This window comes from Bacillus sp. 2B09, assembly GCF_003946835.1.
Classification (GTDB): Bacteria; Bacillota; Bacilli; order Bacillales; family Bacillaceae; genus Bacillus; species Bacillus altitudinis.
In genome coordinates, this window is the sequence record NZ_RPSG01000002.1 from 438,309 (window position 1) to 452,162 (window position 13,854).

The following is a 13,854-nucleotide window of genomic DNA, read 5'->3' on the forward strand; positions in this document are numbered from 1 at the left end:
ATCACTGTTACGGGAGGGAAAAGCCATGACAACACCTAAAATGGATCCGAAGTTATTGGATTCAATCATCATGAAAATGCTAAGTACAGTTGATGGCAGTAAGGACGAAGTATTTAGAATCGGCGAACAGTCCCGTCAACAATATGAAAGCCTAGTAGAAGAGCTCAAGCAAATTAAACAGCAAGTCAACGAAGTAATTGATTTTGGGGATAAACTAGAAGTACATACGAGACATGCTAGAAATCGATTATCTGAGGTCAGCAGAAACTTCAACAAATTCAGCGAAGAAGAAATACGAGAAGCCTATGAAAAAGCACATAACCTGCAAGTAGAATTGACCATGATCCAGCAGCGCGAAAAACAGCTGAGGGAAAGAAGAGATGACCTCGAAAGACGATTGTTAAGCCTGCAAGACGTCATTGAACGCTCTGAAACGCTTGTGAGCCAGATCACAGTGGTTCTCAACTATCTCAATCAGGACTTACGCCAAGTTGGCGTGTTACTTGAAGATGCTCAAGCAAAACAAGATTTTGGACTTAGAATTATTGAAGCTCAAGAAGAAGAACGTAAAAGGGTATCCCGTGAAATTCATGACGGTCCGGCACAGATGCTGGCAAACGTGATGATGCGCTCTGAATTAATTGAACGGATTTTCAGAGATCGTGGGACAGAAGAAGGCTTTAAAGAAATTAGAAGTCTCAGACAGAATGTGCGAAATGCTCTGTACGAAGTGAGAAGAATCATTTATGATTTAAGACCAATGGCTTTAGATGATTTGGGTCTCATTCCGACGCTAAGAAAATATTTAAACACAATCGAAGAGTATGATGGAAAAACCAAGATCACGTTCCAATGCCTAGGGGATACAGAAAATGAAAGAATTGCTTCTCAATTCGAAGTGGCACTGTTTAGACTAGCTCAAGAAGCTGTCACAAATTCTTTAAAGCATTCTGAAGCTGAAGAAATCTCTGTGAAGGTTGAAGTGACGAAAGACTTTGTCACGTTAATTATCAAAGACGATGGAAAAGGCTTTGATATGAAAGATGTGAAAACAAATAAAAACAAATCCTTTGGGTTACTTGGTATGAAAGAGCGCGTAGACTTACTAGAAGGTAAAATGACCATAGACTCAAAAATAGGTCTAGGGACATTCATCATGATTAGAGTACCGTTAACATTACAAAATAAAATTGTAAAATAGAGACAAAAGACATATTGACCATAAAGTTCAGGTGTAGAACAATAAACATGGGGAGGCGTAGCTTGTGACTAAAGTAAATATTGTAATTATCGATGACCACCAATTATTCCGTGAAGGTGTCAAACGGATTTTAGATTTTGAACCTACTTTTGAAGTAGTTGCAGAAGGAGACGACGGTGACGAAGCTGCACGTATCGTAGAACACTATCATCCGGATGTTGTCATTATGGACATTAATATGCCGAATGTAAATGGTGTGGAGGCTACAAAACAGCTAGTAGAGCTTTATCCCGAATCAAAAGTCATTATCCTATCTATTCATGACGATGAAAACTATGTGACACATGCATTAAAAACAGGAGCAAGAGGCTACTTGTTAAAAGAAATGGATGCAGATACCCTCATTGAAGCAGTAAAAGTAGTAGCTGACGGAGGCTCTTATTTACATCCGAAAGTCACTCATAACTTAGTAAATGAATTCCGACGCTTAGCAACAAGCGGCGTTTCAGCACATCCACAGCACGAGGTATATCCTGAAATTCGCAGACCACTTCATATCTTAACAAGACGTGAATGTGAAGTTCTTCAAATGTTAGCTGACGGAAAGAGCAACAGAGGTATTGGTGAGTCGCTCTTTATTAGTGAGAAAACAGTCAAAAACCACGTGAGTAACATCTTGCAAAAAATGAATGTAAATGACCGTACTCAAGCTGTTGTTGTAACAATTAAAAACGGCTGGGTAGAAATGAGATAATGTTCCGAACAAGTACTCCTTTTTCGCCTGTTTTTAGTTCTCTCACATTCAAGTTAGAGAGCAATGATAGGCAGGTAAGGAGTCTTTTTCGGATATAGCGGGCTTGCCTATTGATTAGGCAAGCTTTTTTGATTAGTATTATAAATCTAGTGAAAAACAATGATCATTCTTTTTTAAAAAGCAACTTAACGGATAAGGAAGGTATTTAAGAATGAAAATAGCCGTTGTAACAGACAGTACTGCTTATATACCACAAGAACTACGTGATAAACATCATATTCATATGATCCCTCTGAATGTCATCTTTGGTACTGAATCATACCGTGAAGAAGTAGAAATGGATTGGAAGACATATTATGAAGAAGTCAAGAAACATAAAGATCTTCCAACAACCTCTCAGCCTGCTTTCGGTGAACTTATAGAATTATATGAAAAACTTAGTGAAACATATGATGCTGTGATTAGTATACATCTGTCAAGCGGAATTAGTGGAACATACAATAGTGCGGCCTCAGCGAATGAACTAGTTGACGGAATCGACATTTATCCGTTTGATACAGAGACTAGCTGTATGGCGCAAGGTTTTTATGTGTTAGAAGCTGTTGAAAAAATCCAAGGTGGTGCTTCTCCAGAAGAAGTGATTTCCCATCTCAATTATCTAAAAGAAAATCAAAGAGCTTATTTTATGGTAGACGATTTAACTCATTTACAACGTGGCGGCAGATTAAATGGTGCTCAGGCTTTTATTGGAAGCCTCTTAAAGGTAAAGCCTATCTTGCATTTTGACAACAAGCTAATTGTCCCTTTTGAGAAGATTCGTACACGCAAAAAAGCCATTTCACGTATTTTTGAATTATTTGATGAAGATGCATCACGTGGTGTTCCAATGAGAGCAACTCTGATACATGGTAATAGAGAAGAAGAAGCAGATGAATTAATTGCGCACTTATTAGAAAAGTATCCTCATGTTGAATTTTATAAAAGCTACTTTGGTGCTGTGATTGGCACTCATCTAGGCGAAGGCTCTTTAGCACTTGGCTGGATCATTAGGTAGATATCAAAATCCCCTTTTCTCATGGAAAAGGGGATTTGTTTTTCTATTTTTACAATTAGACGAAAGGCCTTCTCTTTGTACATAATGGGTCAACATGAATGGAAAGGTAGTGCGTGAAATTGAATCTGGAAAAAGCAATGGAACTCAGTCACAAGCTACAATCAAGGCACCTTCTTCCTGTTGAATGTCAATGTACACAGTCCGAATTGGAGTGGCTGGAGAATCAAGGATTTATCCATAGAACACCTGCTGTCGATAGGGTGGCGAGTGGTTTGATCTGCTGCCGGTGCGGTGTATCAAACAAGCGCTACTTTGCCCTCTCTCCGTGTGAAACATGTAAAAAAGACTGTGTATACTGTAGATCCTGCATCATGCTGGGAAAAGTAAGTGAATGTGGCTTTCTCTATGAATGGACGGGTCCACAAAAGAAAGAAACAAGACAAGTTGAATTAACATGGCAGGGAGAGCTTTCTAAAGGGCAAAAGAGAGCGTCCGATAGGCTAGTAGAAGCAATCCAAAACAAATTTGATCTGCTCGTTTGGGCTGTTTGTGGTGCGGGGAAAACGGAGGTGCTTTTTCATGGAATAAAATATGCGCTAAATAACGGAATGAGTGTTTGTATTGCGACGCCTAGAACCGATGTTGTACTTGAGCTCGAACCTCGAATGAGAAAGGCATTTCAAGGACTGAATATAGCTGCACTTTATGGCGGGAGTTCTCAAAGATTTCAAATGGCACCGCTTATGATCGCTACAACCCATCAGCTAATGAGATATAAAAACGCCTTTGATGTCCTCATTGTAGACGAAGTCGATGCTTTTCCTTATTCAATGGATGAACGGCTTCAGTTTGCTGTTTTAAAATCAATGAAAAAAACAGGAGTTAGAATTTACTTAAGTGCCACACCATCTAAAAAAATGCAAAAGGATGTTGCTCGTAGACAATTAGAAGCGATCAAAATTCCTCTGCGCTTCCACCAAAAACCGTTGCCTGTCCCAACATTTCAATGGGTTGGAGATTGGAAAAAGAGATTAAAAAGAAATCGGCTTCCAGCATCTATAATGAACTGGCTGCATGAACATATCACAAAGAAAAAAAGAGTGTTACTATTTGTTCCTTCTATTTCTACTATGAAGAAGGTAACTCATATTCTTCAAGTTCAAGATGTAAATGTACAGGGTGTTTCTGCGGATGATCAAGAAAGGAAGCAAAAAGTCCAGCATTTCAGAGATCATAGATACGATGTATTGGTTACAACAACTATTCTAGAAAGAGGCGTTACCATTCAAGATGTTCAAGTGGGCGTATTAGGTGCGGAATCTCCTATTTTTACAGAAAGTGCACTTGTCCAAATTTCTGGTAGAGCAGGGAGACATCCAGATTTTTTTAACGGAGACGTGTACTTTTTTCATTTTGGTTTAACGAGAAGTATGAAACAAGCAAAGAAACATATCGTAAAAATGAATAATACAGCTGAAAAAGAGTTTTCTGAAAAATAGTGTGGGTTCAACTAAATCATGGTACATTATATTCACAAAACACAAATGGCAGGAGAGACAAAATATGCTACTCAACGCAAAAGAAATACTACTTAAAGAAATTCTCTATCAATATCTCAACCAATTAAACATGATTTGTCATTGTGAAAAATGTATAGAAGATGTATTAGCCATTTCTCTAAATCAAGTGAAACCGCAATATATAACAGATATCGATAAAATATCCTATAGTAAATCCGAGATGGTGGATAAACAGAAAAATACGGCGATGCTCGTCATTCTGACAGAAGCTGCTTCAACGGTCACTACATATCCAAGGTGCGAAAATCATTTGCCGTTGAACAAAGAAAAGCGTTGATTTGTCCAATTTGTGAGAGCCATTTTGTGGCTGCTTTTACATGGAAATCATTCCTACTATTAAATGAAGATCGTTTATGTGTAGCATGTAAGAACCACCTGATGAAGATTCAAGGTCCTACTTGTCCCAAATGCGGAAGAGCGCAATCAAATGATCAATTGTGTCAGGATTGTTCAAGGTGGAATAAACGACGGGATTTTGCTGAGATTCTTGTAATGAATCGGTCTGTTTATGCTTACAACGACTTTATGAAAGATATTCTAGCTCGATTTAAATTTCGAGGTGATACGGCTTTAGCTGATCTATTTAAAAAAGATGTACAGTCAGCGTTTAAACGTTCTTTTTCAATCAAAGAACCGGTCCTTGTCCCAATTCCTTTGAGTAAAGAGAGATTAAAGGAAAGAGGGTTTAATCAGTCAATGATGCTTGCTTCCATGATTGGCGGACCTATATTGGAGCCACTTATAAAAGTACATCAAAGTAAGCAGTCTAAGAAAAGAAAAAATGAACGTTTACATCAACAGAATTTGTTCCAATTAAGGCAGTCAAACCCGATCGTTCTAAAGGATATCATATTAATCGATGATATTTATACAACTGGGGCGACAGTCTATCATGCAGCAAAAATTTTAAAAGACGCAGGCGCCAAAAGTGTTTCCTCTTTTACGTTGATTCGTAGTTAAAAATCATGACAATCAACCGATATTAAGAAAAGAAAATAACGTAAGGGGTTTTGGTTATGAATCAATTGGCAAACTGTCCACAATGTAATCAGTTATTTTTAAAAACCACCATCCAAACGGTTTGTAACAAATGCTTTGAAGAAGAAGAACGTTCTTTTGATATCGTTTATAAATTCTTGCGTAAGCAAAGTAATAGACAATCAACCATTGCTGAAATAGTAGACGCAACAGAAGTTGATGAAGAATTAATTCTGAAATTTATCCGTTTGAAAAGACTTCAAATTAGTCAATTCCCGAATATCAATTATCCTTGTGAAAGATGCGGCCAACCGATCAGGAAAAACAAGCTGTGTAGCCATTGTGAAAAGGATATAAAGACACAAATCAGCCAAATGGACCAAGAAGAAGAGCGTAAAAGGGAGATTGAATCTAGGAAAAAAGACACCTATTATGCCATTAATCCTAAAAACGACTGATTCCCTAAACTAAGTTGCAGTTTGGTCGATAAAATGGATAGAATCAAGACAGACTGTAACGGAAAGCGAGAGGAATCCCGTGAAAATTAATCGATATGGAACACAACCAGTAAATCCTTACAAGAAAACATATGAGAAACAAACGTTGCAATCGAATCAAGCAAAATCAACTGACAAAGTCGAAATTTCTAAAAAGGCAATCGAAATGCAAAAGGTGCCGAATATCATGAAAGAACGTCAAGATAAAATAGACCAAATTAAAAAAAGCATTGAAGCCGGAACATATCAAGTAGATACAAAAGGCATTGCAGATAAAATGTTGAATTTTTATAAACAACAATAACAAAAGGGAGTAGCGTGAATGTCAGTAAAAATAATGATTGAAGAACTGCACCGTCTCTACGGATTACATGAACAGCTTCTAAAGCTGTCTAAGAATAAAACAGAAATGCTGAAAAATAATGAGATCGATGCTCTTTCAGAGGTTCTGAACCTTGAGCAAAAATATATTCAGGCCATTTCACAATTAGAAGAAAAGCGGATTGAAGCAGCAGTTCAATTTTTACAAAATGATCAATCGCCGACAATCACCGCATGCATCGAAAAAGCTACAGGAACGGATCAAGAAGAGCTTATTTCGTTATATGAGAAGCTGAATGACATCATGGTGGAACTGAAAGATGTAAACGAACTGAACAAACAGCTTATTCAGCAGTCACTTCAATTTATTTCACTGACATTCGATCTTGTGAATCCTAACAAAGAAAATATGAATTACGGACAAAATGGTCTTGAGAGTTCAAAGCCTAAACAGCATAGGGCTTTGTTTGATTCAAAGGCGTAAACAAGGAGGATATCTATGGGTTCTACATTCATGGGACTAGAAACGGCAAAACGAGGAATCACAGCCCAGCGTGCAGGGCTTTATGTCACATCAAACAACGTATCCAATGCAAATACTGATGGCTACTCAAGACAGAGAGTTACCTTTAAAGCAGAGAATCCTTACCCAGTGATTTCTGTTTATGATGGCAAGACATACGGCCAAATGGGGACAGGTGTCCAAGTTGGAACTGTTGAAAGAATTCGAGACAGCTTTTTAGATCTTCAGTATAGAGATCATAACAATAACTTGTCTTATTATGCGACGAAGTCTGATGCTCTTTCACAAATGGAAGGAGTGATGAATGATTTGACAGATGAAGGCTTGAATAGAGCCTTTGATAATCTCTGGAAATCATTACAAGTCTTATCAGAATCGAAAAATGCTGATACTGCTTCAGCACGTACAGTTGTTAAGACAAGTGCTCAGGCTTTAGTAGATCAATTCCGCCTGCTAAATTCTTCTTTAACAACGATACAAAAGAATTTAAAAACTGAACTCGATTCAACGGCAAAAAATGTGAACACCCTATTAACTCAAATTGATGAAGTGAATAAACAGATTGCAACAGTTGAGCCAAATGGTTATCTTCCCAATGATCTTTATGATACGCGAGACGCTCTTATAGACCAGCTTTCCTCACTTGTTGATATTAAAGTGAGCTACAACCCTTCTGGAGGAAATGCTCTGGAAATTGCTGAAGGAACCGTTAACATCGATATTATCGGTGCAAATGGACAATCTGCTGGAACAATTTTAAATGGCATTACCAATGAAAAATCTGAATTGCAACTTTCCTATGATAATACGACGGGACTTGTTAACTCACTCCAATTTGGAACGACAACCATCGCAGCTGATCAATTACAAGTGAATGGTAAAGTAAAAGCACTTGTTGAGGCGTATGGCTACATGTCTAATGGAGATGAAAAAGGCATGTACCCGGATATGCTTGCTGAGCTGGATGAAGTAGCAAAAGTATTTATGGATGCTTTTAACGACGTCCATAAGCAAGGATACACGTTAAATGGCACAAGTGGACAAGACTTTTTCGATATTGAGAATAACAATGATTTGAATAAAGGCTTGGCAGCCCGTATCAAAGTGAGTGACGTGATTTTAGCATCGACAGATAACATTGCTGCATCTCTTAATCAAACGCAAGGTGATGGTTCGAATGCTACGAAATTAGCTAATATTCAAAACTTAAAGCTACCAATCGGCGGAAATACCACAACGATTCAGGATTACTATCAGAATGTCATTGCCGAAATGGGGATACAAGCTAAAAAGAACATGACCCTTGAAAGCAGTTCAGCAGCTCTTGTGAATTCAGCCAATGAACGCAGGATGTCAACTAGTGCTGTATCTATAGATGAAGAAATGACGAACATGATTCAATTTCAGCATGCATATAATGCAGCAGCAAGAATTATGACGATGCAAGACGAAGTATTAGATAAAATAATAAACGGCATGGGAGTCGTAGGAAGGTAGGGTAACTGATGCGAGTCACGCAAAGTATGATTTCTCAAAATTCACTTCGAAATATTAGTAAAAGTTATGAAAAACTCTCTAAAATTAATGAGCAGGCACAGTCTGGAAAACGTTTCACAAAAACGTCTGATGATCCTGTTGCAGCAGTGAAAAGTCTTCAATATAGTACAGCCATGTTTCGAAATGAGCAATACCAAACTAATTTAAATGAGGCACGAAACTGGATTGATACATCTGAAACAAGTGTCACTGAAATAATTGATATCATGTCAAATATACGAGATAAAGTACTCGATGCGGCCAATGGAACAAAACAGCCAGAAGATTTAGCTGCTATCGGAGTGGAAATTGGTCAGATGAAGAATCAAATCATTGATGCAATGAACACGCAGATGTTAGGTAAGTTTGTTTTTAATGGGACGAATACCAATGTTAAACCAGTTGTAGAGAATGCAGATGGTACGTTTACATTTAACTTTGAAAACTATACAGATGCAAACGTGGTTCAATCGAACATTTCTGATGGAATCACATTAAATGTGAATTCAAATCCTCTTTCAGCTTTTGGTGGACAATCTGCCAGTGGTCAAAATGTCATTGAAATGCTGACTGACTTAGAAAACTCATTTAAAAATGGAACGTTTGCGAATTCTGACGATGCATTAGGGGATATCGATCAGTTTAAAGAAGTGATGAGTGCTGAGCGTTCAGATCTTGGTGCGCGATCGAATCGTGTTGACTTAGTCGGGAGCCGTTTGACTTCGCAATTTGAAGTGCTGAAAAAGGCTAAATCAGATGCCGAAGATGTAGAAAGTGAAAAAGCCATTCTTGATCTTCTTCAACAAGAGACTGTGAATAGAGCTGCTTTAGCGACGACAGCTAAAGTGATTCAGCCATCCCTTGTCGATTTCTTAAGATAAGAAAAAGCATCCGTTGGGTGCTTTTTTGCATCATGGAGGTGAACCTATGCAAATCCCTAGATTGTTAATGGAGCAAACTTATGCAAAGCTGCAAATGTCGACAACCCCTTCCAAGCAAGAAGTAGAGCAGCCAAGAGCTGAGCTTGAGATTCGGCAGCCAAGAGCTGTCATGAATATCACAAGGACACCGTCGAAACTAACCATAGATCAAACCGAGGCATTTGCCGATATGGATATTAAGTCGATTTTTAGGCGTTCAGAGGAATGGGCTGCTGAGGGGAAACGTGCGATTGGAGAAGGAATGGGACGTAGAGCGGAAGAAGGAAGTGAACTCATCAAGATCGAGAATGGTGGGAATGCGATTGCTGAGTTTGCGAAAATCAACGGCAGTCCTCCAGCAAAACAATTCAACATCGGTGTGATTCCTTCATTTTTTAGTGTGAAAATTCACTATCAGCCATCTGAACTTAAAATTGATGTGGAGCCGCAAAAAGCTATTATAGAGGCAACACCTCATAAACCAATTGTTAACTACCAGCCAGGTAAAGTTCATATTGATATGTTACAATACCCAGAATTAAAAATAGAAGTTGACGAAACAGGTCAAAATGGTGATAAGGTATAGTTAAGAAAAATGAAAAAGGTCGTGAATTATGATCATTCAAACAAAATACCATGGCGAAGTGACGATTAAAGAGGAGCAAATCATTCACTTCTCTAATGGGATACCAGGATTTCTGGATCAAAAACAATTTGTCATTTTACCTTTATCAGAAGAATCCCCATTTTTAGTTCTTCAATCTTTGAAAAATGCAGAACTAGGCTTTATTGTCAGCAGCCCATTTTTGTTCTTCAATCAATATGAATTTGACTTAGAAGAATCGGTTGTAGACATTCTTGGGGTAGAAGATGCCAATGATGTGGAAGTCATGGTTATTTTAACAATGGGATCTTCTATTGAAAAAACGACAGCCAATTTAAGAGCGCCTATTATTGTGAATCGGAAAAACATGAAAGCCAAGCAGGTCATTTTGCATGATTCAGCCTATCATACAAAACATTTGTTAGAGGTGGCTTCCTCATGTTAGTTCTATCTCGTAAATTAAATCAATCGATTCAAATAGGCGACGATATTGAAGTTAAAATTATTGCGATTGAAGGCGACCAAGTAAAAGTCGGAATTGAGGCTCCTAAGCATATTGATATTCACAGGAAGGAAGTATACCTGTCTATTCAAGAAGAAAACAGCCGTGCTGCTAGCTTGTCCTTTGATCTACTTTCTCAATTATCCTCACAAAAAAAGTGAGGATTTTTTTATCCTATTTGTCTATCCTCCTCCGTGTGAAACCGTAGAAGTACACCATCTATATGAAACTTTAACAAATCGGTACATCTATATTTAATTTAATAATTCAAAGCCGATATAAAAGATAGATTAAAGCACAGGAGCTGAATAACTATGTCTGTTGGTAAGTTGACTTCGCTAGAGCCACTGATTGATGCATTTCAAACCCGTGTTACGAATCATCAAAATGACAATGCAAACACTGATTTACAAGCAAATGGAAAAGTCGTTTCAAAAGAAGAAATTGAAAAAACGCTTCAAGGAGCAAATAAGCTGATTGAACCTACTCAATTTCATCTTCAATTTGAATTACATGAAAAACTCAATGAATATTATGTCAAAGTCGTAGATAACCAAACCGAAGAAGTCATTAGAGAGATTCCTTCCAAAGAATGGCTTGATTTCTATGCGGCAATGACAGAGATTGTCGGTTTATTTGTCGATAAAAGAATGTGAAGGGAGAACATAAACCATGGTTAATCGAATTACTGGATTTTCAAATGTATTTGATATTGATGAAATCGTCTCAAAGCTAATGAAAACTGAGCAAGCACCGCTTGATAAAATGACACGCCAGAAACAAACACTTGAATGGCAAAGAGACAGCTATCGCGAGGTCAATTCAAAGGTCAAAGAATTAGATGATTTAATCAATAGTTTAAATTTAACGCGTCCAACTACATATGGCGCAAAAAAGGTCACAAGCTCCAATGAATCTGCTGTCACAGCAACTGGCTCAACAAATGCTGCCTCTGGCTCAATTAATGTGACCCAACTAGCGACAGCATCCGTATTCAAATCTTCTAGTCCATCTGGATTTACTGCTTCAAACGGTACGTTTACGTTTGAGGTGACGACACCAGATTCTACAACACCTAAAACAGTGACCATTAAAACAACTGATACAGATACTCTTGATACAATCGTGACAAAATTGAACAGCTCTCAACTTGGTGTCACGGCTTATAAAGGCCAGATCTTTGATGGAACCAACTACGTAGATACGATCGCTCTGACTTCGCGTACGACTGGTGAAGGTGTCAGTATTAAGGCAGCGGATGGCAATTCCGCTTCATTTTTAACGCAATTAGGCTTCCAAGTGGATGGAGATAATAAATTAGTTGCGACTACTCAAGGGCAGAAAGCGCAATACGAAATTAATGGTCTCAAAATGGAAAATAACAATAATACCTTCACGCAGGCTGGTATCACATATGAGCTGAAAGGAACAACAGATAAGCCTGTCAGCTTGAACGTTTCAACAGATGTCGATGCCATCTTTGATAAAATTAAACAATTTGTTGATAAATACAACGAACTCGTTGAATTGGTCAATGGTAAAGTGAATGAAAAGCGAAATAGAGACTATCAACCATTAACGGCTGAAGAGAAAAAAGCCATGTCTGAAAAAGAAATTGAGTTATGGGAAACAACCGCTAAGTCTGGCTTACTGAGAAGTGATTCTATTTTACGAGCTGGTGCCTCTAAAATAAGAAGTGATTTTTATGCTGATATTACGACAAGTGATGGGAATAAAATTCACCTGACACAAATCGGTATTTCTACTTCATCCTCGTATAAAGATGGCGGGAAGCTTGAATTAATTAATATTAATGGAGTAGAGAAATTAAAAAAAGCCATTGAAGAAGACCCAGACAAGGTAAGGCAAATGTTTATCTCTGGTTCTTTAAATGTTGATTCTAAAGACAAAGACAAAGCACAGCAGCAATATAAAGAACAAGGAATCATCTATCGCGTCAAAAATTCCTTATCAGCCTTCACGAAGAGTATTCAAACAAAAGCTGGTAGTACATCAATGGAGCTAAAAGAATATGGACTTGGTAAGGATTTAGATTCTTTGACAAAACGAATGGATACATTCCAAGATCGTTTAAAATTAGTGGAAGCTCGTTACTACAAAAAGTTTAACGCCATGGATAGTGCGATTCAAAAGCTAAACAACCAATCTGGCTATCTTTCTCAACTGCTTGGACAATAATTGGAGGTTTATAACATATGGCAATTCAGAACCCTTATGCCGCCTATCAGAAAAATTCTATTGAGACCGCAACACCGGCCGAGTTAACGCTTATGCTTTATGAAGGATGCTTAAAGTTTATTAGACTAGCAAAGCATGGCATTCAAAAAGAAGATGCTGAAATGAGAAACTTGAACCTGAAAAAGGCTCAAAACATCATCCAAGAATTAAATGTCACCTTAAATCGTACGTATGATGTATCAAAGAGCATGGCAAGTATGTATGACTACATCTATCGAAGACTGATTGAAGCCAATCTGCAAAATGACGAAGAGATCCTGAATGAAGTAGAGCAATATGTGACTGATTTCCGAGATGCTTGGAAGGAAGTCATTCAAACCGATCGAAAAGGGCGTCACCACTCTATTGGGGGATCTCTATGAGTATTGTGGACCAACTGCACGACCAAACGTTAAAAATGGCAGCGGAAATAGAGGCCAATCCGCAAAGCGAAACACTCGTTGAAGACTTTGATGCTTTTTTAGTTGAGAGAGACGAACTAATGAGAGATATTCAACATGAGCTTTCCGTTCAAGAAAAAGAGAAAATCAAAGAAATCATTCAAACAGATCAACTGATGGCCAAGCAATTAACGGAGATTCAAAATGGGATCAAGGCGGATATTCAAGCCATTCAACGTAAGAAAACAAAACAGCTGAATTATCAAAATCCGTATCAGCCCATGACAAGTGACGGCGTATACTACGATAAACGGAAATAAATAGGTGAGACCTGTGGCGTATCGTTCAGATGACTATATTTTATTAACCACATATTATGACCTTCTATATACGATAGAAGAGAGTCTAAAATATTTAGATGAAATTGAGAAGGATTTCGCTAAAACAGAAGGGGATCGGATCTTTAATGATCTGATCCATGCCTTCTTTCATTTAGAGACAACACACCCGCTTCTGCTTTCAATTATTGAAAATGAGCACTTTGCCAAGACGATTCGATCGTTTGACCAAATTTTTTTAAGTTTCGATATACTAGCTTTCTATACATTCCCTTCAAATCACTTCCAGTCATTCCTTACATCATATTTTATACCTGAATATAGAAAGTGGATGGATGAAATACATGCCTGTATGAGGCCGTATGTCATTCATTAATTTTTGTTTAATTCAGACCATTCGGAGGAAT

General features: G+C 37.8%; 19 protein-coding genes. All 19 read left to right on the top strand.

The features are described 5' to 3' along the window. The first annotated feature begins 25 nt into the window (after positions 1-25). The 19 genes from degS to EBQ12_RS07245 all read left to right on the top strand — a co-directional run bounded on the left by degS (position 26) and on the right by EBQ12_RS07245 (position 13,823). Positions 26-1,201, top strand: coding sequence for a two-component sensor histidine kinase DegS (gene degS, locus EBQ12_RS07155; protein WP_024719243.1), 1,176 nt, complete (start codon positions 26-28; stop codon positions 1,199-1,201). A 64-nt stretch (positions 1,202-1,265) separates the two neighbouring features. Continuing rightward, entirely contained in the window at positions 1,266-1,955 is a 690-nt protein-coding gene (gene degU, locus EBQ12_RS07160) for a two-component system response regulator DegU (protein ID WP_125589508.1), read from the top strand. A 211-nt stretch (positions 1,956-2,166) separates the two neighbouring features. Further along, entirely contained in the window at positions 2,167-3,009 is an 843-nt protein-coding gene (locus tag EBQ12_RS07165) for a DegV family protein (RefSeq protein WP_125589510.1), read from the top strand. A 119-nt stretch (positions 3,010-3,128) separates the two neighbouring features. Beyond that, positions 3,129-4,508, top strand: a complete 1,380-nt coding sequence (locus EBQ12_RS07170) for an ATP-dependent helicase ComFA (RefSeq protein WP_164511641.1) — start codon at positions 3,129-3,131, stop codon at positions 4,506-4,508. Positions 4,509-4,572: 64 nt separating this feature from the next. After that, positions 4,573-4,866 carry a late competence protein ComFB gene (gene comFB, locus EBQ12_RS07175; protein WP_008348267.1) on the top strand — a complete coding sequence of 98 codons (294 nt, stop codon included), beginning with the start codon at positions 4,573-4,575 and terminating at the stop codon, positions 4,864-4,866. After that, on the top strand, positions 4,863-5,549 hold the full coding sequence (locus EBQ12_RS07180; protein ID WP_206428014.1) for a ComF family protein: 687 nt from the start codon (positions 4,863-4,865) through the stop codon (positions 5,547-5,549). The genes comFB and EBQ12_RS07180 overlap by 4 nt, the downstream gene beginning before the upstream one ends. Positions 5,550-5,605: 56 nt before the next feature. Continuing rightward, the gene (locus tag EBQ12_RS07185; protein ID WP_017357864.1) at positions 5,606-6,025 is read left to right on the top strand and encodes a TIGR03826 family flagellar region protein; all 420 of its coding nucleotides are present in this window, start codon (positions 5,606-5,608) and stop codon (positions 6,023-6,025) included. A gap of 79 nt (positions 6,026-6,104) precedes the next feature. Then, positions 6,105-6,368, top strand: a complete 264-nt coding sequence (flgM, locus tag EBQ12_RS07190) for a flagellar biosynthesis anti-sigma factor FlgM (protein ID WP_003213252.1) — start codon at positions 6,105-6,107, stop codon at positions 6,366-6,368. 18 nt (positions 6,369-6,386) lie between these two features. Further along, a complete protein-coding gene (locus tag EBQ12_RS07195) occupies positions 6,387-6,869 on the top strand; it encodes a flagellar protein FlgN (RefSeq protein ID WP_039169793.1) in 483 nt (160 codons plus the stop codon). A gap of 15 nt (positions 6,870-6,884) precedes the next feature. Further along, complete coding sequence (gene flgK / locus EBQ12_RS07200) at positions 6,885-8,405, top strand: flagellar hook-associated protein FlgK (RefSeq protein WP_058336981.1); 1,521 nt, start codon at positions 6,885-6,887, stop codon at positions 8,403-8,405. A gap of 8 nt (positions 8,406-8,413) precedes the next feature. After that, positions 8,414-9,325 (top strand): flagellar hook-associated protein FlgL, encoded by a 912-nt coding sequence (flgL, locus tag EBQ12_RS07205; RefSeq protein WP_039169789.1) that lies wholly within the window; start codon positions 8,414-8,416, stop codon positions 9,323-9,325. Between the two features lie 46 nt (positions 9,326-9,371). Further along, complete coding sequence (locus EBQ12_RS07210) at positions 9,372-9,950, top strand: DUF6470 family protein (protein ID WP_125589514.1); 579 nt, start codon at positions 9,372-9,374, stop codon at positions 9,948-9,950. 28 nt (positions 9,951-9,978) lie between these two features. After that, the gene (fliW, locus tag EBQ12_RS07215) at positions 9,979-10,413 is read left to right on the top strand and encodes a flagellar assembly protein FliW (protein WP_025208061.1); all 435 of its coding nucleotides are present in this window, start codon (positions 9,979-9,981) and stop codon (positions 10,411-10,413) included. Then, on the top strand, positions 10,407-10,631 hold the full coding sequence (gene csrA, locus EBQ12_RS07220; protein ID WP_008348252.1) for a carbon storage regulator CsrA: 225 nt from the start codon (positions 10,407-10,409) through the stop codon (positions 10,629-10,631). The genes fliW and csrA overlap by 7 nt, the downstream gene beginning before the upstream one ends. A gap of 153 nt (positions 10,632-10,784) precedes the next feature. After that, positions 10,785-11,126 (top strand): flagellar protein FlaG, encoded by a 342-nt coding sequence (gene flaG, locus EBQ12_RS07225; RefSeq protein ID WP_007499987.1) that lies wholly within the window; start codon positions 10,785-10,787, stop codon positions 11,124-11,126. Positions 11,127-11,142: 16 nt separating this feature from the next. After that, on the top strand, positions 11,143-12,669 hold the full coding sequence (locus EBQ12_RS07230) for a flagellar hook-associated protein 2 (protein ID WP_125589516.1): 1,527 nt from the start codon (positions 11,143-11,145) through the stop codon (positions 12,667-12,669). A gap of 17 nt (positions 12,670-12,686) precedes the next feature. Further along, a complete protein-coding gene (fliS, locus tag EBQ12_RS07235; protein WP_008348247.1) occupies positions 12,687-13,091 on the top strand; it encodes a flagellar export chaperone FliS in 405 nt (134 codons plus the stop codon). After that, positions 13,088-13,429 (top strand): flagellar protein FliT, encoded by a 342-nt coding sequence (gene fliT / locus EBQ12_RS07240; RefSeq protein WP_008348246.1) that lies wholly within the window; start codon positions 13,088-13,090, stop codon positions 13,427-13,429. Before fliS ends, fliT begins: the two co-directional genes overlap by 4 nt. A gap of 13 nt (positions 13,430-13,442) precedes the next feature. After that, a complete protein-coding gene (locus tag EBQ12_RS07245; RefSeq protein ID WP_008348244.1) occupies positions 13,443-13,823 on the top strand; it encodes a DUF8042 domain-containing protein in 381 nt (126 codons plus the stop codon). The last annotated feature ends 31 nt before the right edge of the window (positions 13,824-13,854 follow it).